This window comes from Hoeflea marina (assembly GCF_003182275.1).
GTDB lineage: Bacteria > Pseudomonadota > Alphaproteobacteria > Rhizobiales > Rhizobiaceae > Hoeflea > Hoeflea marina.
In genome coordinates this window covers 896,346-921,883 of record NZ_QGTR01000002.1, presented here as the reverse complement: position 1 = coordinate 921,883, position 25,538 = coordinate 896,346, and the positions used below count along the sequence as shown (strand labels likewise).

Sequence of the window (25,538 nt, the reverse complement as noted above, 5' to 3'; positions counted from 1 at the left end):
ACAAACAGACCGTGGATGGCCTAAAGACCAAGCAAAATTGGTCGGTTTCGGCTATCTCGTTGCCGCCCGCACATTGACTTTCTGTTTACACTCGCCATTATAAAATGTAATGAAATGAAGATTCGCCCTCATGCCGGGCATTGAACCGAGGTCATGCGATGTCCGCCCTGTCCGAAGTCCGCAAGATCGCCGATGGCGATCTCACCCCTGCCGCCGCCCTGATGCTTGTCCGCAACGCGCTGACGTCCGCCGGCGCGGCCCATGTCTATGCAGCGTTGCGCGACCTGGTGTGGAAGAAGCTGATCGGCCGCGATTTCGGCAGCGAGCTTGGCGAATGGCACTCGGCCCTGGCTCAGACCGAAGCGCTGCTGCGCGAGCAGATGCAGCCCTCGGTGGCCGACAAGGTCTTGGTGCTGGCGGAACTGCTGGCGGCATCGGCCCGCCATGCCAAGCTGCATCCGCAGGACGAGATCCTGCAACGCAAGCATGTCCGGGCCATTCTGGCGCTGCTCGCCCGCAACGACAATTCCGCTCCCCGGTCCATGATCGCCCGTGAACTGGGTCTGGCGGACGCCAACCTGTCGCGGGTGCTCGGGATCATGGCGATGGCGGGGCTGGTACGGCGGGTGAGGAACGGCAAGGAGGCCGTCTACGTGCTGGAAGTGGCCGGATCGAATGCGCACTGGCAGGTGACACATGCCGCGAACAAATCGCTCCACCCCACGGCTGGCGTCCATGTCGCGTCCGCCGCGCCCGCTGCTCCGCCACAACAGTCTCGGGCTGTGCATTTCGCCAAGGGCTGATCCCTTCCCGATCAGGCGCGCTTGCGGCCCGCTCATCCGGGCAAGTCCGGCTTCCGCGTTGCGGGTCGCAAGTCTCCGCTGCGGCAAAGGGGCTTGCTGAAAGCGCAAGAGCTGCTCGTTCGGTCACGGGATGGCAGGATAGCGCGGCATTCGTGCCGCTGGATCGACACGCCGGGCTGGGCGCTCTCAGCGCCTCTTCATCTCCGCCATATTGACTGGCGCGGCGGCCTCCGGGAGGGCGGTCTCGCCCCCCGGCCATTTCCGCCCGCCCGCACCGGCGGCGCATCCCACTGTCTGCCGCAACAGGATGGCCGGTACCGACCATCGCCGCTTACGGCTTTGCGGAGCCCGCGGTCGCCCATCGGCTCTTGGGCTGTTCCTTGCCCCGGCCGGTCGGCGTCCGAGCCGGGCGCGATCGCGGTCGATCTGCCGCGTTCGCCCGGCGGGGAGTCGAACGAAAACCATATTCCAACGCAACCATTTGAATTCACTGCACACATTCGCATCAATTTAGTGTGACCGAAAAAGCTGAAACTGAAATCCCGCCGCGTCCGTCTTCCCCTCTGTAACCGCCACGAACCGGCATCCCCGGTTCTCCCAGAACAGACGAAGTCATCGAATTCACCTCAACCAAAGGACCAACACCATGACCAAGATCATTTTCGCCCTCGGCCTCACCCTCGCCGCCTCCACCTCCGCCTTTGCCGCTTCCAGCGCGCTCGACGTGCAGGACGCTCCGTCCGCCGTTGCCGGCCAGTCGATGGTCGACTACACCGCGACCGCCGCAATCGGCACCGAGACCGAAGGCAACAAGTTCGCTGTCTCGCCCCGCGCCCTGTAAGCGCCGCGCAAGACCTCTCCCCAAGGGGCACGCCGCCGGCGTGCCCCTTTTTCGTTGTCTCCCGCGCCCGCCGCCATTGATTTCAATCAAGGCCGGCTTTTGTTTTCCTGCTATATATAAAATTTAATATGTGTCTTGCCGGGGTTTCTCGGTCTCCGGCCGTTCAGGGAGAACAGCGCATGAAAAAAGCAACCATAGTTGTCCTCGGCGCCGGCCTGGGTGGAATCTCGATGGTCTTCGACCTCAGGAACAGCCTGGGCAAGAGCCACCGGATCGTGCTCGTCAGCAAGACCGAGACCTTTCAGTTCACCCCGTCCAATCCCTGGGTCGGTGTCGGCTGGCGCAAGAAGTCCGACATCACCATCGAGCTCAAGCCCCTGATGGCCAGGCACGGCGTCGAGCTCATCCTGTCGGGCGCCAGGCGGCTCAATCCGGCCGACAGCCGCATCGAACTCGACGACGGCAGCTCCGTCACCTACGATTATCTGGTCATCGCCACAGGACCCGACCTCGCCTTCGACGAGATCGAGGGGCTCGGCCCCGACGGCTTCACCCAGTCGGTCTGCACCGTCGAGCACGCCGAACGGGCCAATGTCGCCTTCGAGGCTTTCTGCGCCGACCCCGGCCCGATCGTCGTCGGCGCAGTCCAGGGTGCCTCCTGCTATGGCCCTGCCTATGAATATGCCATGATCATGGAGCGCGAACTGCGGTCGCGCAAGATCCGCGACCGCGTGCCGATGACCTTCGTCACCGCCGAACCCTATGTCGGCCATCTCGGGCTTGGCGGCGTTGGTGACACCAAGGGCATGCTCGAGCACGAGCTGCGCGACCGCAGCGTGCGCTGGATCACCAATGCCAGGGTGGAGAAGGTCGAAAACGGGCTCATGACCGTGTCCGAACTCAATGACGACGGCACCGAGAAACAGAAGCACCAGCTCGGCTTCAAATATTCGATGATGCTGCCCGCGTTTCGCGGCATCGCCGCCGTCCGCGACATCGAGGGCCTGGTCAATCCGCGCGGCTTCATTCTCGTCGACAAGCACCAGCGCAACCCGGCCTATCCCAACATCTTCGCCGTCGGCGTCTGCATCGCGATTGCGCCGCTGGAAAAGACTCCGGTCCCCACCGGCGTGCCGAAGACCGGCTATATGATCGAAAGCATGGTGGCGGCAACGGCCAGGAACATCGAGGCGCTGATTGCGGGCCGCGAACCTGCGGACGAGGCCACATGGAACGCGTTCTGCCTCGCCGATTTCGGCGACCGCGGCGTGGCCTTCCTGGCGCAGCCGCAGAACCCGCCGCGCAACATCAACTGGGCCAGCGAAGGCATGTGGGTGCATCTGGCCAAGGTGGCGTTCGAGAAGTATTTCCTGCGCAAGGTCCGCAAGGGGATCACCGAAACCTATTATGAGAACGCGGTGATGCGGATGCTGGCGATGCACAAGCTGAAATAGCGCGGTGTGTTTCAGGAGGATCGGTAGCCCGAGCCAGCGGGCGGCAATGGCGGGCGGGAATGCCGCCTCCCCCATGCACAAAGGACCGGCGCAGGTCGGGCTCCCTGTCGGCCGCCACGGCCGACCCGCTCAGCGACGGTGACCGCGGCCCATCGGCGATGTGTCATCGTGGAACGGGATGCCCGTGCCCGCCGCATTGCCCGGCTTGTGGGTAACCGCGAGCTGGCGCGGCGGGCCGGCGAGCATCCGGACCTCCGGCGCAGCCGCGGGCTCTGGACGCCGTTCATAGCGCACGCCGGTGAAAAACAGCACTGTCGCGGTCATTTCGGTTGCGCCGCCGCGGGGCGCTTTCCGGCCCGGGGCCGGAACGAACGGTATGATGTTGGTCATTGCTCTTTCCACATTCATCGAACGGGACGTACGCACCACATTTCAAACCCAGAGACAGTCCGCATCAAGCCATCAGATAGTTAACAGCTTGCTAATTATTTTGCGATAAATTGACAGATAGTCTTTGTGAGTATGAGTAGGTGTGTCCGTGTCCAATCGTTTTCGCGACCTTGAAAAGCCCGATCAGCGACAGCGCACGGACGTCGTCCTCATGGCCAGCATCTCCGGCTTCGAGTGCCTTGCCCGCCCCGGACGCCGGGACCTGAGGCAGTTCGCCCAGCTGTTCCTGCCGCTTTTCGAGGCGGCCACCCCGGAAGCCCGCCGCACCGCATCCGCCGCCTTGTCGCGACTTGCCACCGTGCCGGCCGATGTCGCCGAGATGCTGACGCTGCAGCCCATCGAGATCGCCGCGCCGTTCATTGCTCACTCGCCGCATCTCTCCGAGGCATTGCTCGCCCGCGCCATCGCCCGGCATGGCGCAAGCCACGCCCGGGTCGCGGCCCGCCGCGCCGATCTCTCGGCAGCCGGGCTGGTGGCGCTCAGGGCGTTGGACGAACCTTCGGTCAACCGGGTGCTGCAACTGCGGGGGCTCATCGGGGAGCAACTGCCGGCGGCTTCGCGACCACCGCAGGACCCGGACACCGCCCGGAATCCCGATCCGGTCTCCGCCCGACGCGAGACTGCCGCCACGCCGCCGATGTATGACGAAGTTTCCGACACCGCCCGGCAGTCCTCCGATGCGCTGCGCGACGAACTCAGGCAGATGGTCTTGCGCCGTCCGGCCGCCAGGGCGGCGACGGAAGCGGATGCCGCCCGCCTCCCGGCTCCGGTCTCCCCGCGTCTGTCGGCCGCCCATGCCGGGCGACTGGCGCGCTTTGCCAAGCCTGACCAGACCGAATGGTTCGCCACGGCACTGGCCGACGCGATGGCGTCGAGCTTCGCGTTGGCGGAACGGATCATGCTCGACATCTCCGGCCGCCAGCTGGCCGCCACGCTGGTGGCGCTGGGCGTCGACGAGACCGTTGGCCGCGCGGCGCTGGAGGCTCATTTCCCGCCGCTGGCCGAAGCCTCGGGCGGCACCACCCGCGCAGCAAGGCTGCTTGCGGGGCTTGACCGAGACGAATGCGCCGCCCGCCTCGATGCCTGGCTGCGCGCCGACCGCTACACCAGCGCCAGCCCGGTGCATGTGCCAGTGCTGGTCGAGACAAGGCCCGACCGCGACCGCCGGCCCGAAGGCCGACTCGTCCCTCGCTTGCACGATCAGGACGCCGAGCGGCCCGACCAGCGGCCCGGTCAGCGCTCGAGGATCTCCAAATAGGTTTGAGGCGTCTCGGTTTCGATTTCCACGATCCAGATGTCGGAATCGAACTTCAATTCACGCACCAGCAGATCCGACACTTCGTGCCCCGGAACCCTTTGCAGCCTCAGCTCGAAAATCCGGTCATCGGGCGCATCGGCATCGAAGACACTCTGCGGCGCCGGCGCCAGCAGCGTTTCGGCGCCGTCGCGGTGGTGCACCCTGACGAAGACCGCGCCGGCCTGTTCGGCGCCGCGGCGCTCGATGGCGCCCGCCCCGCCGTCCGCGAACACCCGCCTGAGCAGCGCCGAGATGAAGATTGATGCGGTCACGCGCACGGCACGCACCCGTCTGCGGTCACCGCTCCGATGCTGGCCGCCGCAGTCGGAGCGATGGCCCGCACGCGGCTAGAGCGCGCCAATTTCAAGCAGCTTCTTGAGCACATTGCTGTTGGGCTGGCCGGTCTCGGGCAAGCGGTAGTGCTTCTCGAAGGCGCGGATGGCATTGCGGGTCTGGCTGCCGGCGACGCCGTCGACGGTGATGTCGGCATAGGCGATGTTGCTCAGACCGGACTGGATTCGGCGCACCAGCTCGCTTTCCCCGGTTGCCGCGGGTGCTGGCATGGTCACAGGCGCCGCGGCGCGCGCATCCGTCTTGAGCGCCGGTTTGGGTGGCGCGCTGGGCAGATCGACGGGCTTGGCCGTCGTCCCTGACCTGGCAAGCAGCGACATCAGCAGGCCGCTGGTCGGCTCGCCGGTCTCCGGCAGGCCTGCCTGTTTCTGATAGGCGCGGATGGCGGTGGCGCTCTGCGGCCCCATAAGGCCGTCGATGTCTCCGGGATACAGTCCCCGGGAGGAGAGCTCGGCCTGGATGTCGGCCACAAGCGGATTTCTTGCAGGCGCGGAACCGGTTGCCGTCAGCGCTTCGGGCTGGTCCTGCCCGGCAATCTCCGGTACCGGAATGCTGCCCGTCGAGGCATTGTCGCCCTCCGTGATGCGGTAGGTGGTGACCTGGCGCGCAGCCATGTCGGCAAGCGCCTCCTGCATCGCCTTGCGCGCCGCCGAGGAGAGCTCAGGCGCGGCCGCCGAGCTGACTTCACGGGTTTTCAGAATCGGCGCCGGGTGGCGGCCCGGCTGGTACCAGAGCGCGTTGGCGGACACGAAGCCGAAGATCACCGCGAAGGCCGCGGCGCCTCCGGCCAGCGACGGGTGGGCCGCCAGCAGGTTGCCCACGCCGGCCATCAGACCGCCGAAACGGGGCTGATCGTCATACGGATCAGGCAATGCGCGCTGTCGCGTCATGGATCTTGCTCCTCGTGGCTGGCTGTGTCCTGGATGAAACCGGCAACCGCGGCGGAAAGGCCACCGGCTCCGGCGCGCCGGCGCCTGCGTCATCGGACCGTACGCCCGACCCGTCGGCGGGCATGTCGATGGTCACCGTCGTGCCCTCGCCTTCGGCGCTGACGATATCGAACGTGCCTCCGTGCAGGTCGACCAGTCCCTTGACCAGCGACAGGCCGAGACCGGTGCCTTCGTAGCTGCGCGCCAAATCGTTCTGGAGCTGCATGAAGGGTTCGCCGATGAGCAGCAGCTTGTCGGCGGGAATGCCGATGCCGGTGTCGCTGACGGTCAGGCGCAGCCGGTCACCGCAGCGGTCGGCGTCCACGGTTATGACGCCGCCGGCATCGGTGAACTTGATGGCATTGCCGACGAGGTTGATCAGGATCTGCTGCACGGCGCGCCGGTCGGCGACGACATCGCCGGCGCCGCGGGCCACCCGGTGGGTCAGCGTCACGCCCTTGGTCGAGGCCTGCAGCGCCAGCATGGCGTCGCAGGTCTGCACCGCATCGGAGATTGCAAATGTCTCGGCGAACAGCTCGTAACGTCCGGCCTCGATCTTCGACATGTCCAGCATGGTGGTGACCAGCGACAGCAGATGCAGCCCGGACTGATGGATGAGGTCGACATATTCCCGCTGGCGCTCATCATTGAAGGTGCCGAAGAATTCGCGCGCCAGGATGTCGGAAAATCCGATGATGGCGTTGAGTGGCGTGCGCAATTCATGGCTGACGGCGGCCAGGAAGCGGGTTTTGGCCGCGTTGGCTGTCTCCGCCATTTCCGTGACCTCAATCTCGCGGGCGCTGGATTCGATCTGCTCGCTGACGTCGCGGCTGTGGGCGATGGCGCCGCAGAAGCCACCCTCGGCATCGCGCTCGGCCAGGAGGTCGACGGCGAGATGGACGAACTGCGTCTGGCCGTCCGTTCCGGCCCGCTCCATGCGCAGGGCCACGCCGGCGCGGTCGGCGCCGAGCCGCAAACGGTCGAGGGCCTCAAGAAATCCGATGCGGTCGGAGACATGGATGCGGCTGAGATAGCCCTTGCCAGCCGGATCTCCCATCCAGGACAGGAAGCTCGCGCGGTCGGCGCCGGCGATGCGACCGACCTCGCCGCGGGGGCCGTGCACGGTGACAAGGCCGGGCAGCCGGTCGAGAATGTCGATGGCAGGCTCCACCGCCACCAGAGGCGGCGCCAGCGGCACGGCCACCGCCGCTGGCATGCAGTCGATCAGACCACGGACAGCGGCATAGACGGCCAGGGCAGCCACGGCGCTCATGCCCGAGCCGGCGAGCGGCAACTGGCCGATGCCTGCCGCAGTGCCCGCCCAGATCGCCGCCAGCGACACGGCGCCGGCGCCGAGACCTGCGGCCAGGCCATACCGGGAGCGCGACAGCCGAACGGCCTCCAGCGGCAGCAGAGACAGAAGGGCAAGAAACGGCGAGGCCGTACCGCCGCTGACGATGGCAAGCCCGGTGAGAAGGAAGGCTGCGCCCGCGAGCGAGGCATGGCCGGCAAGCCGGACCGAGCCGGTGGCCGAGAGCAGTCCGGCGGCCGCCAGCGGCAGGGCCGCGGCGGCGAGCGCCGCCGACAGGGCGAGTGCAAGCGGAAACACGGGCAACAGCACGGGCACGGTGAAGGCCATCAGCCATACGGAGGCTGCAAGGCAGGCCGTCATCGCTTCCACCGCGGCGGCGCGCGATGCCTTGTCGGTCGCGCCGTCGACGAGCCAGCCGTCGGCGGCCTCCGTGAGGCCGGTCCTGAGATCGCTGATGATGTTGAGGCTGCGCTTCACTGCCGAATCCAAACACGCTGCAGTTTGTTCTTGTCTTGGCCATCAATCTGCCATTCCGAGCTTAAAGAAAGGATAAGGCAGCGCCGCCTCGGCTTGGATCAGGGCCGCTGGCAAGTCCCCGCAGCGGTCGGAAGCAGGCCTTCGAACAATATGGTTAACAGTCGGTTTTTGATAGTGAAATCCCCGGTCATATCGGGACTCCGGCTTCGCTTAATGCCGTCGGCGGCGGCCGCGCGGCACCTCCAGGAGGAACGGAATCGGTGTTTTCAGGCATTCCGTAAAATTGTCTTCAAATTTGACTCAAATTGGCCCGCCCGGCGAAATCCGGCCTTGGCTTTTTCATGTCAGGATCAATCCAAGTTCGAAAAACGGACGTCACCGCCGCAAAGCCGGCGGGCAACAGGAGAAGGGCAAGCCCATGTGGTTCATGATCAAGGGAGCATTCTGGTTCTCATTGGTGCTGATCGCGTTGCCGATGCTGTCACCGCAGTCGCAGGCAGAGCTGGACGGCGCGCCGCCGGTGGAAGTCGGCGACAGTGTAGCAGCAGCCATATCCGCCTTTGAGGACATCAAGCAGATCTGCGTGCGCAAGCCGGATGTCTGCGAGACCGGAGGCAAGACCTTCGTCGCCCTCGGCGTCCGTGCCAAGGAGGGCGCCCGCGTGGCCTATGAATTCCTCGACTCCCAATTCTCCGGCGACGAGGCGGAACTCACCACGGCTTCGGTGCCGGTCGCGACGGAGACCGCCAAGAACTGATCCGGCCGGTTTCACCAGGAGACCTGCTCCGCACGCCTTCCCAATTCCTTCGTGCCCCGGCACGCCGCCGCCGGGGATGCCCTTCCCCCGGCGGCGTTTTTCATGCCCGAACTTCTCATCCCCGGATCCAAGCGGGAGCGGATCCCGAGCCGGCGCCACCCGCGGTCCCTTCGGCGCATCATAGAATTGGGCACTCCCAAGAACATGGGGGCGCAAGCAAGGCAAATTTTAACATTGTGACGTTACGCTCGCGCCAATGAGAAAGACCGCCGCACTTCGCACGTCACTTGCCGTTCCGGCCGAACAATCGGCCGAGAGCCTTCTCGAAGCGGTCATGAGCAATGCCGCGGTAGGCATCCTGCTGCTCGATATCGAACTGAAGATCATCGATGCGGGTCGCGGATTGTGCAACCTGCTCGGCTATGACCGCTCGGAACTGATCGGCAGCGGCGTCGAGCGTCTCATCCATGTGGACGATCGCGCAGACGCCAACACCATGCTGTTGTCGCTGCTTGCCGCGCGCGAACGCTCCTACACCGCAGAACGCCGGTATGTGCATCGTGACGGCCGCACGGTCTGGGTGCTGGGCTCGGTGTCGATGCTGCCAGGCCTGCCGCGCCCCGGCATGCCGGCCTACGCCGTGCAGATCACCGCCATCGACAAGCAGAAGCAGGCGGAAGCGGCCAGATCGGAAGCGCTGGAGCGGTGGAACTTCGCCCTCGACAGCGCCGGCCAGGGCGTCTGGGACTTCGACTTCGAGGACTCGACCTGGTTCTTTTCCTCGACGTGGAAGCGGATGCGCGGCATTCCCGTGGATGAGGATGTGCGCGGCGACTATGACGACTGGATGACCCTGATTCATCCCGACGACGTGGCGCGGGTAGCCGACACCATCCGAAAGCAGAATTCCGGCGAACTGGACGCGGTCATCTACACCTACAGGGAGAAGACCAGGAAAGGTGACTGGATCTGGATCCTCGCCCGCGGCCGGTGCGTCGAATGGCAGGCGGACGGCAAGCCCAAGCGCATCATCGGCACAGATACCGACATCACCGACATCAAGCAGCGCGAACTCGATTTCGCCGCGATGTCGCGGCGGCTGGAGATGGCGCTGACGACATCAAGGGTGGGTGTCTGGGAAACCGACATCGAAACCCTGCAGCCGGTCTGGGACGAGCGCACCTGCCTGATGTTCGGCGTCGGGGAGCCGATGAAACGCCTTCCGGCAAACGCCTGGAGCGAGCTGCTCCACCCAGACGATCGAGAAGCCACGCTGAAGATCAGTCAGGCGGCCATCGCCAGCCGCGCCGACTACACCTGCGAATACCGGGTGCTGACGCCAACTGGCGAATGCCGTCATGTCCGCAGCCATGGCCGCTTCGTGACCAATCCCGACGGCCGCGAGACCATTCTCGGCGTGAACTGGGACATCAGCGAGGATGTCCAGCGCGCCGATGCGCTCAGGCATGCCAACCAGTTGGCCGAGGAGCGCAACCGCGAGCTGGAAACGGCGCGCGCCAACATGGAATTCGCGTCGCTGCACGATTCGCTCACCGGGCTGCCCAACCGGCGCTGCCTCGACGAAACCCTGTCGCAATACACCGGCGATGGCGCCGGGTCCGATGGCCTGACCCTGCTGCATATCGATCTCGACCGGTTCAAGCAGATCAACGACACGATGGGTCACGCCGCCGGCGACGCCATGCTGTGCCACATCGCCGACCTGCTGACGGCCACCGTGCGCGACACCGACATGGTGGCGCGGATCGGCGGTGACGAGTTCATCGTCGTGCTGAGTCCGGCGCCGCGCAAAGACCGGCTGCAGCGTCTCGTCAACCGGATCATCAGCCGCGCCAGCCGCCCGATGCGCTGGGAAGGCCAGGAATGCAGGACCGGCGCCAGCATCGGCATAGCCAAGGCCAGCGGCAGTGTCGATCCGAAGCAGCTGCTGGTCAATGCCGACATCGCGCTCTACCGCGCCAAACGCAACGGGCGCAATTGCGCGGCCTATTTCACCTACGGGCTGCAGACGGAAGTCATCGCCGGCAAGAAATGCGCCGACGACATCCTCAAGGGTCTGGAGCGGGGCGAATTCGTGCCGTTCTATCAGCCGCAATTCCACGCCACCAGCCTCAACGTCATCGGCGTGGAGGCGCTGGCGCGCTGGAATCACCCCGAACGCGGACTTCTCACACCCGACAAGTTCCTGTCCGTCGCCGAGGACCTCAACGTCGTCGGCAGCATCGACCGGGCCATCCTGGAGCATGCGCTGGTCGACCTGGCCGGCTGGGACGGGATGGTGCTCGGCATCCCCAAGATTTCGGTCAATGTGTCGGCCCGCAGGCTCGGCGATTCAAGACTGATCGAAAGCCTCAAATCACTGCCGATACAGCCCGGCCGCGTGTCGTTCGAACTGCTGGAATCGATCTTCCTCGATGATGGCGACGACATCATGTCGGTCAACATCGACGGCATCCGGAAGATGGGAATCGACATCGACATCGATGATTTTGGCTCGGGCCATGCCTCGATCGTCAGCCTCCTCAAGCTCAACCCGCACAGGCTCAAGATCGACCGCCAGCTGGTGGCGCCGATCGTGCACAGCGAACAGCAGAGGCGGCTGATCCGTTCGATCGTCGAGATCGGCCGGTCCCAGGGCATCGAGGTCTGCGCGGAGGGCGTGGAAAGCGCCCGGCACGCGGAGATCCTGCGCGACATTGGCTGCGACAGCCTGCAGGGCTTTCACTTTGCCCGGCCGATGCCGGCCGCGGCTCTGGTGGAGTTCATCTCCACCAACCATTGGCGCAAGGCCGACTGAACCGGTCGCGTGGATTGCCCTTGGGTCACCCCTGAGGCACCCTGCCCGGCACGCGGTCCACCAGGTGCCGACCCGCTCAGGCGAGCTCCGCGGCAGATTCGATCTTCCACCTCACCTTGGCGGCATCGCCGAAATCCAGCGAATGGATCACCGTGGACCCGGCTTCGAGGAAGCAGACATTGTAGTTCTGCGCCAGATCGCCATGGCCCATGCGTTCGATGACGCCGGAAAAATCCGGCCAGCAGACATGATTGGTCGAGCGCGGCGCGGAGAACGGAATGCCCGCCATCGTGCCACTCAGGGAGTAGTGGCAATGGCCGAAGAACATGTGGGCGATGACATCGCGGTTGGCCGCAAGCAGCGTCTGCAGTTCTGCCTCGTTGGCAAAGCCGATGACGTCGGCATTGGCGACATGCACCCGCACCGGGTTGTGGTGCATGAACAGCCATGCCTTCTGTCCGGCCGCCCGGGCCCGCGCCAGAGCGGCCTGGAGCCAGGCCTGCCGACGATGGCAGTAGAGGCCGGAATGGCGGCCCTCGTCAACGCTGTCCATGTAGACGAAAAGACCGGCGGGCGTGGTCTCGGTCCACTGGATGAATCCGTCGTCATCGCGCGGCGTGCCAGGAAAGGCGGCGATGAAATTGCCGCGGATGTCATGGTTGCCGATCATCAGGCGCGGCTTGAGCGGACTTGCGGCGAGGATGTCGTTGAGCATGCGGTAGCTTTCGGCATCGCCGCGATGGGTGAGGTCGCCGGAAATGACGACGGCATCGGCATCGGCATCGTGGGCCTCGACATAGGCGAGGCAGGCCCTGAAATTGGCCACCGGGTCATGATCGAGGATGGTTTCAGGGTGGATGTGGATATCGGAAATATGGACGAGTTTCATTGCGTTCTCCGCTGCTGCTGTCTGCCCATGCCGCGCAACCATGACCCGCTGATGACAGTCGGTGCATGCCATGGCGACGGGCGCGACTCGCTCCCGCCGGTGTTCCCGCGAGCTTCCTAGCATCGTCGCGAATTTTCAATCGGGACGACGACGCCGACGCGAAATTCGGCGGCCGCGCGGCAATGCCGGGGTGATTTCGGCGCCTGCCTGGCCTATATCGTGACAAGCAAAGGAAACTTCATGGCTGACCTGCAGACGATCAAGGACGACTTCGCCTATCTCGACGACTGGGAGGACCGCTACCGCTATGTCATCGAACTGGGCAAGGCGCTGCCGGAAATGCCGGAAAGCGAACGCACCGAGGCGAGCAAGGTGCAGGGCTGCGTCAGCCAGGTCTGGCTGGTCTCCGCGACAGAACCTGCCGAACCGGGCGATCCGGTCATGCACTTCCGCGGCGAATCCGATTCCCACATCGTGCGCGGTCTGGTGGCCATCGTCCTGGCGGCCAGTTCCGGCCGCAAGGCCTCCGATGTGGAAAACCTCGACGAGGCGGCGCTGCTGAGCGGACTGGGGCTGGCCGAAAACCTGACGCCGCAGCGCGCCAACGGACTTAGGTCCATGGTGCGCCGGATCAAGTCCGAAGCAGCCCGGGCGCGCGCCGGCTGACGAGCCGGCGCAGCCAGCGGGGTCAATCAGACATCGATCCCGTCGCCAAGCCCGGGCCGGTAATTCTCGCCGGCCCACACGCGCATGCTGGAGTGGCGAGGGAGTTGCGGCGGGTTGTAATGGCGCTCCAGGATACGAAGTCCTGCCCCGAGCATGAGCTTGGCCGACCGCTGCGGCCATTGCCGCTCGCGCTCCACCTGTTCGAGCCCCTTGAGGAAGCAGCAGACATCCACCAGCAGGCCGGAGAATTCGGGTCCTGCCGCATCCAGTGCGCGCTCGACGCGACCGCGGGCGGCAATCGCGGCATCGGCGAGCTCGGCCATGCCGCCCGCGCCGGAACCGCCGCGCGCCGTCACCGGCTCCCAGCGCTGGGAGACGCCCGGCATCAGCCGCCCGCGTTCGAAATCACGGCGCAAGCGGTCTCCCGCCGCCACCATTGCGTCGGTCAGCCAGCGCTTGCCATTCCTGTCCTGATCCGGCCAAGCGCAGCCAGCGGCGATTCCAGCGAGTTGACGAGGATCGTGTCGCCGGAGGCATCGGCGCGGCGCGCCAGATCGCGGTGCTGGTCCTGAAAGGCGCTGTCGGGATCGGCAAGCAGGCGCCGCAGCGCGGCCCTGCCCGCCATCGACAGCCTGACTTCGGCGTCGTTGCCCTCAAGCAGTCCGCGTGCCCGGGCCGCGGCAATGACCGGGAGCGCAAAGCGGCGGCTCTGGTGATCGGCGCGCACCAGCAGCCCCTCGCCGCCTCCGGTCGCCTCGAGCCGCGCGGTTGAGCGGACCAGAAAGCGAAGCAGGCCGGCAAAAGCCTTGCGGGTGGCCGCCAGATTGCGCTCGGAGAGCGGCTTCGCATCAGGCTTCGCCATGGCCGGACTCCCGCGTCGCGAAGACGGCGAGCACACAGCGCTCGCAGCGTTCGACAAAGGCATCATAGGCGCGGTCATCTCGGCGGTCCTCGACCGCCGCGCAGGCATGCACCACGGTGGAGCGATCGCGGCCCATTGCCCTGCCGATGGCGCCATAGGACAATGACAGCACCACCCGGCACAGATACATCGAGATCTGCCGGACATGACACTGCGGCCGGCGTACCGCTCCCGGCTCCAGCACCTGCTGCATGCAGGCCAGCTCAAAGAGTTCGCCCACCAGCCGCCGGATTGCGCGGCAGCAATGAGCGACGGCGGGAGCGGAGCGAAGATCGTCAAGGGCGGGGGTCATCGGCACCAGCACAGCCGAGCCGTGGCGGTGATCGACGTCAGGCGCGAGGCGGCGCTTTCGCAGAGCGGGCGCCGATGCAGCAGCGGCGGCCGCATCGCCCTGTGCGGGCGCTGCGGGGTCCGGTGCGGAAGCAGAGCGGTGTTTGTCTGTCATGAAAAATCCTCCGTGATAGGATTTTATTCATACACCTTATACCAGCCCTAGGGACGCGCGTCACTCCTGAAACGGGTAGAGTGATTGATATTGCGTCATTCTTTCAACCTTGTCACAAGAATTTTCGGAATTTTTTCCTACACTCGCACTGGCGTGAGACTCCGCGCTTGATCGGCCTGCGTGAGCCATGAATGAGGGGCGGGTCTAAGCGCGGGCCGAGCCCGGCGCGCGCGGCAGCACCCGCAAGGACCGATTGGATATCCCTGCCCTTGGCGCCGCACCGGCGGGCAGGATCGGGACGGTCACGCGGCCTCCGGCGGATCACGAGGTGTCGCCCGGCAATCGGGAACGGCCAGGCCTCTTTGCGTGCGGACCCAGCCGGCATCTCCTGCGCCGAGGCCGCCGCCACAACGAAAAAAGCCGCGGCGCAAGCCACGGCATTTTTCCTCTGAGGGATTATCAAGCCGCTGCGCGCGACGGAACGACGCGCAGGGCGGGCCGCTCCGGTTCAGGCGGAGGGCGGTTGACGCACCCGCCGCCATTCTGGAACTGCCCGGCGTCCTTACTTGGCGCGCTTGCGCTTCTGGCCCAGGCCCATTTCCTTGGCAAGCCGCGAACGCGCTTCGGCATAGGCCGGGGCAACCATCGGATAATCGGCGGGCAGTTCCCACTTTTCGCGGTACTGTTCAGGCGAAAGGCCGTAGTGGGTCATCAGGTGGCGCTTGAGCGACTTGAACTTCTGACCGTCTTCAAGGCAGATCAGATATTCATGCTGGATCGAACGGCGCACGGGAACTGCCGGCTTGGGCTTCTCGACGACTTCCGCGATGGAAGCACCGGAAACGCCGCCAAGAGCGCCGTGGACGTTGATGATCAGTGACGGGAGATCAGCAGCTGCGACCGAATTGTTGGTCACGAAAGCGGCAACGATTTCCGAGGTCAGTTCGATGAGAAATTCTGAATTGTTCTCAGGTGCAAGTTCGTTCATGTCGGGGTCCTAACGGTTGGGGCGGACGCGAAAAGCTGGACGCTTTTTCTTGTTTCACGGTTTAACTATTCAACTATATACATGCATCCACCCAGTGCTGGGGATTACATAGATTTACGCAGTACACAAGTGTTAGATTTAGCAAAAACATCAAATGTCAATAATCGATGGTACTTTCATGAAGTCTACTACATGTCTCAGTAGATAATTATCCTGATATATCATATAAGTTGTATTTTGTGGCTTAAATGTGTTCTTTAATCAGTCATTAGTCACGTTTTCGGCCATCTCGTCGCGAACGGAAATGGCATCAAGCCGATATCCGACACTATAGGCGGCCTTGGCGAGCAGGTGCGCCGAGATCGGCGCTGTGAGCAGGAAAAAGACGACACCCGCCAGCGCCCGACTCATGGTTCCGGTGTCGCCGGCGTGAATGGCAAGCGCGATCAGGAGCAGTCCGGAGCCCATGGTTCCGGCCTTGGAAGCCGCATGCATGCGCGTGTAGACGTCCGGCAGCCTGAGCAGGCCGATGGAGGCGACAAGTGCAAAGAACGCTCCAATGACGACTAGGGCAGCAGAGACCAGCGTGAGCAGTGAAGCCATCATGTATTCCCCTTGCCGTTGTTTCCGGCCGCGCGCCGCGCGTCCTTCGCGGCGCGTTGCGCCGCATTGCGCGATTCGGTCAGGATGTCGTCCTCCGTCTTGCCGCGCGACAGCACGAAGCGGGCGAACGCCACGGTCGCGAGGAAGCCGACCAGCCCCAGCGCGATGGCGATATCGACATAGAGGGCATAGCGGGTCTTGATGCCGATGACGGCGATGAATCCAATGGCAATGGCCACCAGCATGTCCAGGCCGACGATACGGTCAGGAAGGGTCGGCCCCCTGAGTATTCGGAAGATGGTGAGCAGGAAGGACAGGCTGAGGAGGATCAGCGCAATCGTCACCGCCATGTCGAGTATGGCCGTTGGATCCATCAGTGGAAGGCCTCCATGATCTTGCGCTCGAACCCCTCGGCGATATCGCGGCGAATGGAATCGGGATCTGAACAGTCGATGGCATGCACATACAGAAAGCGGCGATCATCGGAGACGTCCACCGACAACGTGCCGGGGGTGAGCGTGATGAGATTGGCCAGCAGCGTGATCTCGAAATCGCGGTCGAGCTTGAGCGGATAGGCAAAGATGCCCGGCTTGAGATCCATCCGCGGCGTCAGCACCAGCACCGCAACCTTCCAGGCCGACAGAATGAGTTCATAGACGAACAGGAGCATCAACGAGATCACACGGCGCGCGCGGGAGAAATATCCCACCGACCCCACCTGTTCGCGAATGAGCGACAGCGCACCCGTGGCAAGCACGAAGCCGAAAGCGAGGTTGAGGAATGTGAAGGAGCCGGTGACGGCGGCCCAGGCAAGCGCGAGGAGGACATTGATCAGGAACAGGCTCATCGGGGCACCTCACCGGGAAACACCGACAGCACATAGGCCGACGGATCGAGCAGGCCAATGGCGGCGTCCTGCGACAGGCGGATCAGCGGCTCGGGCCAGACGCCGAATGCCGTCGTCAGAAGCAGCAGACCCGCCAGTGCCGCTATGGCGCCGCGCGGCAGCCGGACGGGCTGCGGCGGTTCGGCGTCATGCTCGGACGCCGACCGGGTCAAGTCGTCCACCGGCGCCGGGCGCCAGTAGGCGAGTGCCCAGATCCGGCCGACCGTGACGGTGGTGAGAATGCCTGTCACGAGAATCGCCGCGGCCAGCCACCAGGCCCCGACGTCCAGCGACGCCTTGACGAGGATCACCTTGGGCCACAGGCCCGAAAAAGGCGGCAGGCCGGCGACGGAGAAGAACAGCGCCAGGGTGACGAAGGCCAGTCCGGCGTGGGCCTGGTAGATGCCGCCGCCAGCGCTCAGGGTGAAGCCGCCGTTGATGCGCGCGGCGAGCCCCACCGCGAAATACAGCGCCGCCATCACCACCATCGAATGGACGGCGTAAAACACCGTGCCGGAGAGGCCGGCGGCGCTTCCCAGAGCGAGGCCTGCCAGCATGACGCCGATGCCGGATATGATGAGGAACCCCAGGGAACGGCGGATGTCGTTCTGCGCCAGCGCACCGATCACGCCCGAGAGCATGGTGGCGGCGGCCACGATGGCGATGATGTCGGCCAGACCGGTCCGCTCGAAGGGAAACAGCATGACCAGCGTGCGCAGCAGTGCGTAGATGCCGACCTTGGTCAAAAGGCCCGCAAACAGCGCCGACACGACAAGTCGCGGCGTGTGATAGGAGGCGGGCAGCCAGAAATTGACCGGAAAGGCGGCCGCCTTCATACCGAAGGCGAGCAGATACAGCGTCACCAGCGTCATCAGCGGCGCACTGGAGCGCAGTTCCGGAGCCTTGACGATGATGTCGGCCATGTTGAGGGTGCCGAAGAGGCCGTAGAGATAGCCGGTGGCGACCAGAAACAGCGTCGTGGCGATCAGGTTGAGGAAGGCGTATTTGGCCCCTCCGTCAAGCTGCGCCCTTTCCGAGCCCAGCACCAGAAGGCCGAAGGAGGCGATCAGCAGCACCTCGAACCAGACATAGAGGTTGAAGATGTCTCCGGTGAGAAACGCACCGGAAACGCCGGCCATCATCAGCAGCACGAACGGATAGAACCCGTAACGGCGGCCGGTGTCGTCGACATCGGTGCGACCGAAGACGCCAGCGGCTAGCGCCACCAGTGCCGAGGTGAGAGCGAACAGCGCACCGAGACTGTCGGTGGTGAACGAGATGCCGAAGGGCGGCAACCAACTCCCCATGGTCATGGTCAGCGGCCCCGACACCATCACGTGGGCCAGCAACAGCCCGTCGAGCAGACACAGCACGGCCAGCGCCGGAATCGCGATGAGCGGCTGCAGCCAGGTGTGCTTGCGCAGCATCAGCAGCACCGCGCCGACCAGCAGGCACCAGACCACCGGCGCGATCAGCAGCCACTGGGCCATGGTCACCGGTTCGGTCACCATGGCGACGGACAGGTCCTTGAGCGGTTCGCTTGTTATGGCCATTCTTGCATCCGCCCTCAGTAACCGAGCGGCGGCGGAACGTCGTCCACCGGCTCGGCCACGCGCATTTCGTCGGAATCGTCGGTTTCCAGGTCCTGATAGGCGCGATAGCCAAGCACCAGGAGGAAGGCGAAGAAGGAGAAGGAAATCACGATCGCCGTCAGGATCAGCGCCTGCGGCAGCGGATTGGCGACCACGCTCTGCGGCACATCGAACTCCGGCGGGATGATCGGCGGCACCTCGCGGGTGACGCGCCCGGCCGTGAAGATGAGGAGGTTGACGGCGTTGCCGAGGATGGCCGCGCCCATGAGGATGCGGATGATGTGCTTGGACAGGAACAGGTAGATCGAGACAGTGAACAGCGCGCCCACCAGCAATGCAAACAGGGCTTCCATCAGTCGCGGTCCCTTTCTTCCAGCGCGAGCGCGATCGAGGTGATCGCGCCGACGACGACAAGATAGACGCCGATGTCGAAGATCAGCACCGTGGAAAGATCGATCCAGTTGCCGAAGAAATGGACACTGGTCCACAATCCGGACATGTAGGACCTGGACACGAAGATCGACAGCACGCCGGCCATGCCCGAGAGAAACAGACCGAAGGCGGCGATGGCCATGGGGTGAAAATGGATGGCGCGTCGCACCGGTGCGACGCCGCAGGCGATGCCGTAGATGGCGAAGGCTGAGGCCGCGATCAGCCCACCGATGAAGCCGCCGCCGGGCTCGTTGTGGCCGCGCAGCAGCACGAATATCGAAAACAGCACCATCAGGCTGGTGAGATAGGGTGCGACGGTGCGGAAGATGACGGTGCGCATGGATCAGGCTCCCTCGCCGAGCTTGCGGCCCTTGCGCCAGGCGCCGGTGGGCGTGGGCTCGGAATCGGGATCATTGTCGACAATGGGCTGGTCGGGGCGCGACGCCCGCACCCTGATCAGCGACAGGATGGCCAGCCCCGTGATCATGACGACGGCGATCTCACCCAGCGTATCGGTGCCGCGGAAGTCGACGATGATGACGTTGACGATGTTGCCGCCGTGGGCGATCACCTTCGAATAGGCTTCGAAGAACTCGCTCAGATAGGGCCGGAACGGCTGCTGGGTCACCGCGAGCAGATACAGCATGAATCCGGTGCCGCAGGCGAGCGCGATGGAAAAATCGATGAGCTTCTGCCCGGTCGGCCGGTGGTCGGCCGCGGTCAGCCGCAGACGGGTCATCACCAGCGCCAGGATGACGACCGAGAGGGTCTCCACCATGAACTGGGTGAATGACAGGTCGGGGGCGCCGAAGAGCATGAAGATCAGCGCCACCGCAAATCCCTGGATCCCCAACGACACGATGGCGGTGAGCCGGTCGCGGGCATAGATGACCGCCAGCAGGCCGATGAAGGCAATGGCCATGATGGTCAGTTCGTGGAACGCCGCATCCTCCGGCCAGACCGGCCTGGCAGGCCATTCGTCATAGACCGCCATCGGCACCAGCAGAGCCAGGGCTATGAAGACGAAGGTCACCCCCATGTAGATGTCGAGCCGACCGGGCTGCATGACCCCCGTGATGCGGCGTGAACCCCGCACCAGGCCTGACATGAACTGATCGAAACCGCGGTCGGGGCCCCAGCCGATGGCCCTGAGGCTTCGATCGGCGAAACGGCGCGCGCGATCGAGGCCGAGATAGACGGCCACCGCGAAGACGATGGTGATCAGCGACAGCAGCAGCGGCGCGCCGATATGCGGAATGAGCGAGATCGTCACCAGTTCCGGCGCTCCGTGGACGGCGCTGGCCATGGGCGAACTGACGAAACGGTGCGTCACCGGCGAGACAAGAGCCGCGACCAGGCCGCCGAGCGCCAGCACTGCCGGCCCGATCCACATCAGCGCCGGCCCTTCATGCGCATGCAGCGGCGTCTCCCGGACGGGGCCGAAGAAGGGCTTGATGGCCACGGCAAAGCCGATGACGAACATCAGCCCGTTGCCGATCACCGCGACGGCGACAAAGGCCAGCGACCAGGTGTCGGCGTGCCAGAGCGCCTCGTAGATCTCTTCCTTGCCGAGAAAGCCGAAGAAGGGCGGCAGGCCGCCCATCGAGAAGGCGGCCGCCATGGCGGCGGCGAAGGTGATCGGCATGGCGGCCCGCAGTCCGCCCAGCCGCGTGATGTCGCGACTGCCGGTGCCGTGGTCGATGAGGCCGGCGACCATGAACAGACAGCCCTTGAACATCGAGTGCGCCACCAGGTAGAGCACGGCCGCGGCGATGGCGTGGTCGGAGCCGAAGCCGGTCAGCATCACCAGGAGGCCCAGCGACGAGACCGTCGTGTAGGCCAGCATCTGCTTGAGGTCGGTCTGGCGGATGGCGAGAAAGGTGCCGACGAGCAGCGTCACGCCGCCGAAGACCGGCAGGATCGTGGTCCAGGCCGCGGTGTCGCCCAGCACCGGGTTGAGCCGCATCAGCAGATAGATGCCTGCCTTCACCATGGTGGCGGAGTGCAGATAGGCCGAAACGGGTGTCGGCGCCTCCATGGCATTGGGAAGCCAGAAGTGGAACGGAAACTGCGCCGATTTGGTGAAGGCGCCGCCAAGCACCAGGACCAGAGCCATGAGATAGAACGGGCTTTCGCGCAGCACGTCACCCAGACCGATGAGCTCGGAGAGCTGGGTGACGCCGGTGATGTTCCAGATCACGATGAGGCCGGCCAGCAACGCCAGGCCGCCGGTTCCCGTGACAACCAGTGCCTGGATGGCGGCGCGGCGCGAGGCCTCTCTGGTGTGGTCGAAGCCGATGAGCAGGAACGAGGTGATCGAGGTCAGCTCCCAGAACACGAACAGCATGAGGAAGCCGTCGGACACCACAAGCCCGAGCATGGCGCCCATGAACATGAACATGAAGCTGAGGAAGCGGCCGAGATGGGCGTCGTCCTTGAGATAGCCGCCGGAATAGAGAACGATCAGCGTGCCGATGCCGGTGATCAGCAGCGCGAAGGTCAGCGACAGGCCGTCGATCAGCCAGGAGAAGCTGACCCGAAAGGACGGCACCCATGCATATCCGCCGGTGATCGCGCCGCCATCGGCGACGGCAGGCAGAAATCCGAGAAAATGGATGAAGGCGAGAGCCGGCGCCAACGCCAGTATCCATACCGCATTGTGGCCCATCCGCCTGGTGAGCGCCGGTGCGACAAGAGCCGCCAGAAACGGCAGGCACAGGGCAAGAAACGTCAGGCTTGGCGCTGCGGCGCTCATGAGGTATTCCCGATTGGTCCAGCCACTTCATCGGGCCGGTTGTTCAGTGTCAGACACTTAAGGACCCGCTTGTCATATCGCAAGGGAAAGGGCGGGATAAAGGGTGGAAAACGATCTTTCGAATTCCGCGCCAATACAGTGGCGGAGGGATCTTCTTCATCGTCTGCGACCTCACGCCACAGCACTGCCGCGGTCACGACCGCTCGCGGGAAATTGACCGGACCCGGCACGAGCCGGTCGCCGCGCGTGTTGCACTGGCGTGCGGCCCGCCCTATTTTCCACACTGAAAGCGAGGTTCCATGTCCGACACGACAACACCCCTGAAAGTGCAGAAGACGGAAGCCGAATGGCGCGAGCAGCTGACGCCCGAACAGTTCAAGGTGGCGCGCAAGCACGGCACCGAGCGGGCCTTCACTGGCCCCAACTGGGACCAGCACGCCCGTGGCACCTATACCTGCGTGTGCTGCGACAGGCCGCTGTTTTCGTCCGAGACAAAGTTCGATTCCGGCACCGGCTGGCCGAGTTTCTATGCACCGATTGCTCCCGACGCCGTCAGCGAGCACACCGACCGCGGCTTCTTCATGACCCGCACCGAGATCCGCTGCGCCGATTGCGACGCCCATCTCGGCCACGTCTTCCCCGACGGCCCCAAGCCCACGGGCCTGCGCTACTGCATGAACGGCGTGGCGATGAACTTCGACAAGGCGGAGTGAGGGCGCTCAAGAGCGGGATGGTTTCGAAGAAGGTTGTGAAGAATAGTGCTGAGCGGAGAGCCGTACCACTGAGCGAGCGCGACAGCTTGTTGATTTTGGGCTCCTCGAAAACCCGCCAGCGCCAAATGACAAACTGGTAAGAGCGGCAAGGCAGTTGCCGGGAGGCGCATGGCAGGGCTCCCGTCGCCCCCCCTTTTGGGGGCTGCGAGATTCACACATTCCGGAGGTGGCTGGGCATGTTGACAGCGTGGGGCTAGATGACAAGAGCCAGGCGGCGGGCGGCCACACCCCCTCACCTGCAATTTCTAGCGCTTAACTGCGTTAAGACGCTGAAATTGCTTCCTCTCCCACCAAGGGAGAGGGGGACACGCCGCGGGTTCCGCATTTCTACCTCTCCCTTGGTGGGAGAGGATACAAAATCACAGCCTTGGACCGAAGGGCCAAGCTGTAGATTTTGTTGGTGAGGGGGTCCGGAGGCATCCGCAACATCCCTTGCCTGCAATGTATGCCGCGCGCGAGTCGATCAGGACGCTGAAATCTCGTCCTTTCATCTTCGCCGATGGGCCACCACAACGATGTGTGAATGCCGCAGCCTTGCGGGGGAGATGTCTGCGCAGCAGACAGAGGGGGTGACGCCGCAAACAGCGAATCCGGATCAATGCCCCCCTCTGTCGCTTCGGCGACAGGCTCGCGTCACCGGCCGCTCCCCGTCCTTCGGACCCCACCGCAAGGGGGAGAGCGGGCTCCTGGTATTCCGGAGCTCCCCGCTCCCTGCCCTCAGCCCGCCTTCAGCGCCGCCTCGATCGACTCCGACATGATGCCCAGACCCTGTTCGATCTCGGCTTCGGAGACCGTCAGCGGCGGGGCGATGCGGAAGACGCCGCCCATGCCGGGCAGCTTGACGATGTTCATGCTGAGCCCCTTCTCCATCGCCTTCGCCATCACCCGGGCGCCAAGCTCGAAGCCCGGCGCCTTCGACTGACGGTCGGCGACCCCCTCGAGGCCGAGCAGCAGGCCGCGGCCGCGCACGTCGCCGACGCAATCGAAGCGCTGCTTGAGCGCCAGCAGCCCGTCGCGGAGCTGGCCGCCGCGGGCGACCGCGCAGTCGACCAGGCCGTCGCGGGCCATGACTTCGAGCACGGTGACGCCGATGGCGGCGGGCAGCGGATCGGAGACATGGGTGGTGTAGAACAGGAAGCCGCGCTCGTGCGCCTTCGCCTCGATTGCCTCGGTGGTCATCACCGCGGCGAGCGGCAGGCCGGCGCCGAGCGTCTTCGACAGCGTCAATATGTCCGGCGTCACACCGTCGCGCTGGAAGGCGAACATGTGGCCGGTGCGGCCGATGCCGGTCTGCGCCTCGTCGAGGATGAGCAGCATGCCGCGCTCTTCGCATTTCCTCTTCAATGCGGCGAGATAGCCGAGCGGCAGTTCAAGAATGCCGCCGGAGGACAGGATCGGCTCGGCGATGAAGGCGGCGAGGCTGCCGGTCGACTGGCTGTCGATGAGCGCGAAGGCGTCGTCGAGTTCGGCCTGCCAGTCGTTGGTGCCGTCCGGGCGGGTGAAGCGCGGGCGGTAGGAATTGGGCGCGGGAATGACGAAGGAGCCGGCGCCGGCCGGGCCGTAGCCCTTGCGCCCGGCCGAATAGGTGGCCGAGGCGGCGGCGCCGGTCATGCCGTGCCAGCTCTGGGCGAAGGCGACGATCTCGTGGCCGCCGGTCACGAGCTTGGCCATGCGGATGGCGGCCTCGTTGGATTCGGCACCGGTGGTGAGCAACTGCACCCGGTCGAGTCCGGGCGCGAGCTCGGCCAGCCTTGCTGCAAGTTCAACCACCGGGCGCGAGAGCATACCGGAAAAGAGATGCGCCACCGAGCGCATCTGCCGGTCGACGGTGGCGACGATGTCGGGATGCGAATGGCCGAGTACGGCGCTCATCTGGCCGGAGGTGAAATCGAGAATGGCGCGGCCGTCGGCATCGTAGACGTGGCTGCCCTCGGCGCGCTCGACGATGATGTCCTCGAAGTCCGGCCCGTAGCGGGTCAGGTGCTTGCGGGCGGAGGCCCAGAAGGCGGGATCGGCGTTGAGCGACATGGGAACCCCTCGTGGTGCGTTGCAACACAAGCTAGCCAACCGACCCTGCGCTGACAAATTGATAGTATTTCAATCCGATATCAGGCAAATTGATAACATGAGAACGCTCGACCTCGCGCTTCTGAGAAATTTCACCATCGTCGCCCGCACCGGCTCGATCAGTCTGGCCGCGGCCCAGGTGGGGCGGACACAGTCGGCTTTGTCGATGCAGATGCAACGGCTCGGCGATCTCGTCGGCCAGGAGATCCTGCACCGCACGGGCTCGGGCGTGCGTCTGACGGTGGCAGGCGAGAAACTGCGCGTCCACGCCGAGGCGCTCATGTCGCGCCACGACGAGATCTTCGCCGACATGGGCGGCAGGACGCTGAGCGGCATGGTCAGTCTCGGCTGCCCGGAAGACTATTCCATCGCTTTCCTGCCAGGCCTTCTGCGGGACTTCTGTGCGCAGCATCCGGGTGTCGAGTTGCGCATGGTTTGCGCGCCGACGCTCGATCTCAAGCCGCTCTTGCGGCGCCGCCAGATCGACATGGCGCTGGTGTCGCTGCCCGACGCCGCCGATCCAGCCGTCATCCGGCAGGAGAGTTTCGTCTGGGTCGGCGATGCGCCCGAGCCCGCGATTCTTGCGAGCCCGATCCTGCCGCTGGCGCTGTCGGCGCCGATGACGCTCGACCACCGCGCCGCCTGCGACGCCATGGCCGCGGTCGACCGCCGCTACCGGGTGGCATTCGCCAGCAACAGCCTGGCGGGCCTGATCGCGATTGCCCGGTCCGGCCACGCCATCAGCGTGCTCACCCGAACGGCGGTGCCGCCCGACCTGCACATCATCTCGGTCGGGCTCCCGCCGCTGCCGGAAATCGGCATCGCCATGGAATTCGCCGATCCCCGGCCATCGCTGGCGGCCGCTGCGCTGGGGGAACACATCCGGGCGACGCTGCCCGGGTTGTGAGGGGCGGATACCGGGCTTTCCCTCCCCTGCAAGGAGAGGGTCCTGCGCAGCCGGGGGATGGGGTCGAGGCGGATGTCGGAGCCATTGCAGACGGGAGACCTCCCTCCGTCCGCAGCGCTATGCA

At 65.0% G+C, this 25,538-nt stretch carries 26 protein-coding genes; 9 read left to right on the top strand and 17 right to left on the bottom strand.

What is annotated here, in order from left to right; translation table 11 throughout:
• The first annotated feature begins 158 nt into the window (after window positions 1–158).
• The 3 genes from DFR52_RS10750 (at window position 159) to DFR52_RS10740 (ending at window position 3,098) form a co-directional block, all read left to right on the top strand.
• A complete protein-coding gene (locus DFR52_RS10750) occupies window positions 159–803 on the top strand; it encodes a helix-turn-helix transcriptional regulator (protein ID WP_110031903.1) in 645 nt (214 codons plus the stop codon).
• Between the two features lie 646 nt (window positions 804–1,449).
• Window positions 1,450–1,644, top strand: a complete 195-nt coding sequence (locus DFR52_RS10745; RefSeq protein WP_110031902.1) for a hypothetical protein — start codon at window positions 1,450–1,452, stop codon at window positions 1,642–1,644.
• Between the two features lie 179 nt (window positions 1,645–1,823).
• Window positions 1,824–3,098 carry an NAD(P)/FAD-dependent oxidoreductase gene (locus DFR52_RS10740; protein ID WP_110031901.1) on the top strand — a complete coding sequence of 425 codons (1,275 nt, stop codon included), beginning with the start codon at window positions 1,824–1,826 and terminating at the stop codon, window positions 3,096–3,098.
• A 129-nt stretch (window positions 3,099–3,227) separates the two neighbouring features.
• Here the strand turns inward: DFR52_RS10740 and DFR52_RS10735 are convergent, their stop codons facing one another.
• Window positions 3,228–3,488, bottom strand: a complete 261-nt coding sequence (locus tag DFR52_RS10735) for a hypothetical protein (RefSeq protein WP_110031900.1) — start codon at window positions 3,486–3,488, stop codon at window positions 3,228–3,230.
• Between the two features lie 148 nt (window positions 3,489–3,636).
• Here DFR52_RS10735 and DFR52_RS10730 point away from each other — a divergent pair, with 148 nt between their 5' ends.
• Window positions 3,637–4,806 carry a hypothetical protein gene (locus DFR52_RS10730; protein WP_146215591.1) on the top strand — a complete coding sequence of 390 codons (1,170 nt, stop codon included), beginning with the start codon at window positions 3,637–3,639 and terminating at the stop codon, window positions 4,804–4,806.
• Here DFR52_RS10730 and DFR52_RS10725 read toward each other — a convergent pair.
• The 3 genes from DFR52_RS10725 to DFR52_RS10715 all read right to left on the bottom strand — a co-directional run bounded on the left by DFR52_RS10725 (window position 4,782) and on the right by DFR52_RS10715 (window position 7,914).
• Window positions 4,782–5,123 carry a DUF1491 family protein gene (locus DFR52_RS10725; protein WP_110032078.1) on the bottom strand — a complete coding sequence of 114 codons (342 nt, stop codon included), beginning with the start codon at window positions 5,121–5,123 and terminating at the stop codon, window positions 4,782–4,784. The two genes, DFR52_RS10730 and DFR52_RS10725, sit on opposite strands and share 25 nt — an antisense overlap.
• 69 nt (window positions 5,124–5,192) lie before the next feature.
• Window positions 5,193–6,086, bottom strand: a complete 894-nt coding sequence (locus DFR52_RS10720) for a peptidoglycan-binding domain-containing protein (protein ID WP_110031898.1) — start codon at window positions 6,084–6,086, stop codon at window positions 5,193–5,195.
• On the bottom strand, window positions 6,061–7,914 hold the full coding sequence (locus DFR52_RS10715; RefSeq protein WP_170132247.1) for a sensor histidine kinase: 1,854 nt from the start codon (window positions 7,912–7,914) through the stop codon (window positions 6,061–6,063). The genes DFR52_RS10720 and DFR52_RS10715 overlap by 26 nt, the downstream gene beginning before the upstream one ends.
• 418 nt (window positions 7,915–8,332) lie before the next feature.
• Between DFR52_RS10715 and DFR52_RS10710 the strand changes: the two genes are divergently transcribed.
• Together DFR52_RS10710 and DFR52_RS10705 are read left to right on the top strand one after the other, a co-directional pair.
• The gene (locus DFR52_RS10710; protein ID WP_110031897.1) at window positions 8,333–8,671 is read left to right on the top strand and encodes a DUF5330 domain-containing protein; all 339 of its coding nucleotides are present in this window, start codon (window positions 8,333–8,335) and stop codon (window positions 8,669–8,671) included.
• A gap of 256 nt (window positions 8,672–8,927) precedes the next feature.
• Window positions 8,928–11,489: an EAL domain-containing protein gene (locus DFR52_RS10705; protein ID WP_110031896.1), complete on the top strand. Its 2,562-nt coding sequence runs from the start codon at window positions 8,928–8,930 to the stop codon at window positions 11,487–11,489.
• A 76-nt stretch (window positions 11,490–11,565) separates the two neighbouring features.
• Here the strand turns inward: DFR52_RS10705 and DFR52_RS10700 are convergent, their stop codons facing one another.
• Window positions 11,566–12,378 (bottom strand): metallophosphoesterase, encoded by an 813-nt coding sequence (locus DFR52_RS10700; protein ID WP_158284931.1) that lies wholly within the window; start codon window positions 12,376–12,378, stop codon window positions 11,566–11,568.
• 240 nt (window positions 12,379–12,618) lie between these two features.
• Here DFR52_RS10700 and DFR52_RS10695 point away from each other — a divergent pair, with 240 nt between their 5' ends.
• Entirely contained in the window at window positions 12,619–13,044 is a 426-nt protein-coding gene (locus DFR52_RS10695) for a SufE family protein (protein WP_110031894.1), read from the top strand.
• 26 nt (window positions 13,045–13,070) lie between these two features.
• Here the strand turns inward: DFR52_RS10695 and DFR52_RS10690 are convergent, their stop codons facing one another.
• From DFR52_RS10690 to DFR52_RS10640, 11 genes are all read right to left on the bottom strand, one after another.
• Entirely contained in the window at window positions 13,071–13,460 is a 390-nt protein-coding gene (locus DFR52_RS10690; RefSeq protein WP_146215590.1) for a DUF6456 domain-containing protein, read from the bottom strand.
• A gap of 29 nt (window positions 13,461–13,489) precedes the next feature.
• Complete coding sequence (locus tag DFR52_RS25090; RefSeq protein ID WP_110031892.1) at window positions 13,490–13,906, bottom strand: hypothetical protein; 417 nt, start codon at window positions 13,904–13,906, stop codon at window positions 13,490–13,492.
• Window positions 13,893–14,411, bottom strand: a complete 519-nt coding sequence (locus DFR52_RS10680; RefSeq protein WP_245415284.1) for a helix-turn-helix domain-containing protein — start codon at window positions 14,409–14,411, stop codon at window positions 13,893–13,895. The genes DFR52_RS25090 and DFR52_RS10680 overlap by 14 nt, the downstream gene beginning before the upstream one ends.
• Before the next feature lie 562 nt (window positions 14,412–14,973).
• Complete coding sequence (locus tag DFR52_RS10675) at window positions 14,974–15,399, bottom strand: Ros/MucR family transcriptional regulator (protein WP_110031891.1); 426 nt, start codon at window positions 15,397–15,399, stop codon at window positions 14,974–14,976.
• 261 nt (window positions 15,400–15,660) lie between these two features.
• Window positions 15,661–16,005 (bottom strand): monovalent cation/H(+) antiporter subunit G, encoded by a 345-nt coding sequence (gene mnhG / locus DFR52_RS10670; protein ID WP_425351162.1) that lies wholly within the window; start codon window positions 16,003–16,005, stop codon window positions 15,661–15,663.
• Complete coding sequence (locus DFR52_RS10665) at window positions 16,002–16,376, bottom strand: cation:proton antiporter (RefSeq protein WP_110031889.1); 375 nt, start codon at window positions 16,374–16,376, stop codon at window positions 16,002–16,004. Before DFR52_RS10665 ends, mnhG begins: the two co-directional genes overlap by 4 nt.
• Entirely contained in the window at window positions 16,376–16,849 is a 474-nt protein-coding gene (locus DFR52_RS10660; RefSeq protein ID WP_110031888.1) for a Na+/H+ antiporter subunit E, read from the bottom strand. The genes DFR52_RS10665 and DFR52_RS10660 overlap by 1 nt, the downstream gene beginning before the upstream one ends.
• Window positions 16,846–18,441: a Na+/H+ antiporter subunit D gene (locus DFR52_RS10655; protein ID WP_110031887.1), complete on the bottom strand. Its 1,596-nt coding sequence runs from the start codon at window positions 18,439–18,441 to the stop codon at window positions 16,846–16,848. The genes DFR52_RS10660 and DFR52_RS10655 overlap by 4 nt, the downstream gene beginning before the upstream one ends.
• A 14-nt stretch (window positions 18,442–18,455) precedes the next feature.
• Entirely contained in the window at window positions 18,456–18,833 is a 378-nt protein-coding gene (locus DFR52_RS10650; RefSeq protein ID WP_110031886.1) for a Na+/H+ antiporter subunit C, read from the bottom strand.
• On the bottom strand, window positions 18,833–19,252 hold the full coding sequence (locus DFR52_RS10645) for a Na(+)/H(+) antiporter subunit B (protein ID WP_110031885.1): 420 nt from the start codon (window positions 19,250–19,252) through the stop codon (window positions 18,833–18,835). The genes DFR52_RS10650 and DFR52_RS10645 overlap by 1 nt, the downstream gene beginning before the upstream one ends.
• A gap of 3 nt (window positions 19,253–19,255) precedes the next feature.
• Window positions 19,256–21,667: a putative monovalent cation/H+ antiporter subunit A gene (locus tag DFR52_RS10640; RefSeq protein ID WP_110031884.1), complete on the bottom strand. Its 2,412-nt coding sequence runs from the start codon at window positions 21,665–21,667 to the stop codon at window positions 19,256–19,258.
• 299 nt (window positions 21,668–21,966) lie between these two features.
• Between DFR52_RS10640 and msrB the strand changes: the two genes are divergently transcribed.
• A complete protein-coding gene (msrB, locus tag DFR52_RS10635) occupies window positions 21,967–22,380 on the top strand; it encodes a peptide-methionine (R)-S-oxide reductase MsrB (protein ID WP_110031883.1) in 414 nt (137 codons plus the stop codon).
• Between the two features lie 777 nt (window positions 22,381–23,157).
• Here the strand turns inward: msrB and DFR52_RS10630 are convergent.
• Window positions 23,158–24,468: an aspartate aminotransferase family protein gene (locus tag DFR52_RS10630; protein ID WP_110031882.1), complete on the bottom strand. Its 1,311-nt coding sequence runs from the start codon at window positions 24,466–24,468 to the stop codon at window positions 23,158–23,160.
• Window positions 24,469–24,565: 97 nt separating this feature from the next.
• Here DFR52_RS10630 and DFR52_RS10625 point away from each other — a divergent pair, with 97 nt between their 5' ends.
• Window positions 24,566–25,414 (top strand): LysR family transcriptional regulator, encoded by an 849-nt coding sequence (locus DFR52_RS10625; RefSeq protein WP_110031881.1) that lies wholly within the window; start codon window positions 24,566–24,568, stop codon window positions 25,412–25,414.
• The last annotated feature ends 124 nt before the right edge of the window (window positions 25,415–25,538 follow it).

What these genes read in the sequence shown, in the direction of transcription:
- DFR52_RS10750 (WP_110031903.1), top strand. Translation starts at nt 159, where the DNA reads ATGTCCGCCCTGTCCGAAGTCCGCAAGATCGCCGATGGCGATCTCACC.
- DFR52_RS10745 (WP_110031902.1), top strand. Translation starts at nt 1,450, where the DNA reads ATGACCAAGATCATTTTCGCCCTCGGCCTCACCCTCGCCGCCTCCACC.
- DFR52_RS10740 (WP_110031901.1), top strand. Translation starts at nt 1,824, where the DNA reads ATGAAAAAAGCAACCATAGTTGTCCTCGGCGCCGGCCTGGGTGGAATC.
- DFR52_RS10735 (WP_110031900.1), bottom strand. Translation starts at nt 3,488, where the DNA reads ATGACCAACATCATACCGTTCGTTCCGGCCCCGGGCCGGAAAGCGCCC.
- DFR52_RS10720 (WP_110031898.1), bottom strand. Translation starts at nt 6,086, where the DNA reads ATGACGCGACAGCGCGCATTGCCTGATCCGTATGACGATCAGCCCCGT.
- DFR52_RS10710 (WP_110031897.1), top strand. Translation starts at nt 8,333, where the DNA reads ATGTGGTTCATGATCAAGGGAGCATTCTGGTTCTCATTGGTGCTGATC.
- DFR52_RS10705 (WP_110031896.1), top strand. Translation starts at nt 8,928, where the DNA reads ATGAGAAAGACCGCCGCACTTCGCACGTCACTTGCCGTTCCGGCCGAA.
- DFR52_RS10700 (WP_158284931.1), bottom strand. Translation starts at nt 12,378, where the DNA reads ATGAAACTCGTCCATATTTCCGATATCCACATCCACCCTGAAACCATC.
- DFR52_RS10695 (WP_110031894.1), top strand. Translation starts at nt 12,619, where the DNA reads ATGGCTGACCTGCAGACGATCAAGGACGACTTCGCCTATCTCGACGAC.
- DFR52_RS25090 (WP_110031892.1), bottom strand. Translation starts at nt 13,906, where the DNA reads ATGGCGAAGCCTGATGCGAAGCCGCTCTCCGAGCGCAATCTGGCGGCC.
- DFR52_RS10680 (WP_245415284.1), bottom strand. Translation starts at nt 14,411, where the DNA reads ATGACAGACAAACACCGCTCTGCTTCCGCACCGGACCCCGCAGCGCCC.
- DFR52_RS10675 (WP_110031891.1), bottom strand. Translation starts at nt 15,399, where the DNA reads ATGAACGAACTTGCACCTGAGAACAATTCAGAATTTCTCATCGAACTG.
- mnhG (WP_425351162.1), bottom strand. Translation starts at nt 16,005, where the DNA reads ATGATGGCTTCACTGCTCACGCTGGTCTCTGCTGCCCTAGTCGTCATT.
- DFR52_RS10665 (WP_110031889.1), bottom strand. Translation starts at nt 16,376, where the DNA reads ATGGATCCAACGGCCATACTCGACATGGCGGTGACGATTGCGCTGATC.
- DFR52_RS10660 (WP_110031888.1), bottom strand. Translation starts at nt 16,849, where the DNA reads ATGAGCCTGTTCCTGATCAATGTCCTCCTCGCGCTTGCCTGGGCCGCC.
- DFR52_RS10655 (WP_110031887.1), bottom strand. Translation starts at nt 18,441, where the DNA reads ATGGCCATAACAAGCGAACCGCTCAAGGACCTGTCCGTCGCCATGGTG.
- DFR52_RS10650 (WP_110031886.1), bottom strand. Translation starts at nt 18,833, where the DNA reads ATGGAAGCCCTGTTTGCATTGCTGGTGGGCGCGCTGTTCACTGTCTCG.
- DFR52_RS10645 (WP_110031885.1), bottom strand. Translation starts at nt 19,252, where the DNA reads ATGCGCACCGTCATCTTCCGCACCGTCGCACCCTATCTCACCAGCCTG.
- DFR52_RS10640 (WP_110031884.1), bottom strand. Translation starts at nt 21,667, where the DNA reads ATGAGCGCCGCAGCGCCAAGCCTGACGTTTCTTGCCCTGTGCCTGCCG.
- msrB (WP_110031883.1), top strand. Translation starts at nt 21,967, where the DNA reads ATGTCCGACACGACAACACCCCTGAAAGTGCAGAAGACGGAAGCCGAA.
- DFR52_RS10630 (WP_110031882.1), bottom strand. Translation starts at nt 24,468, where the DNA reads ATGTCGCTCAACGCCGATCCCGCCTTCTGGGCCTCCGCCCGCAAGCAC.
- DFR52_RS10625 (WP_110031881.1), top strand. Translation starts at nt 24,566, where the DNA reads ATGAGAACGCTCGACCTCGCGCTTCTGAGAAATTTCACCATCGTCGCC.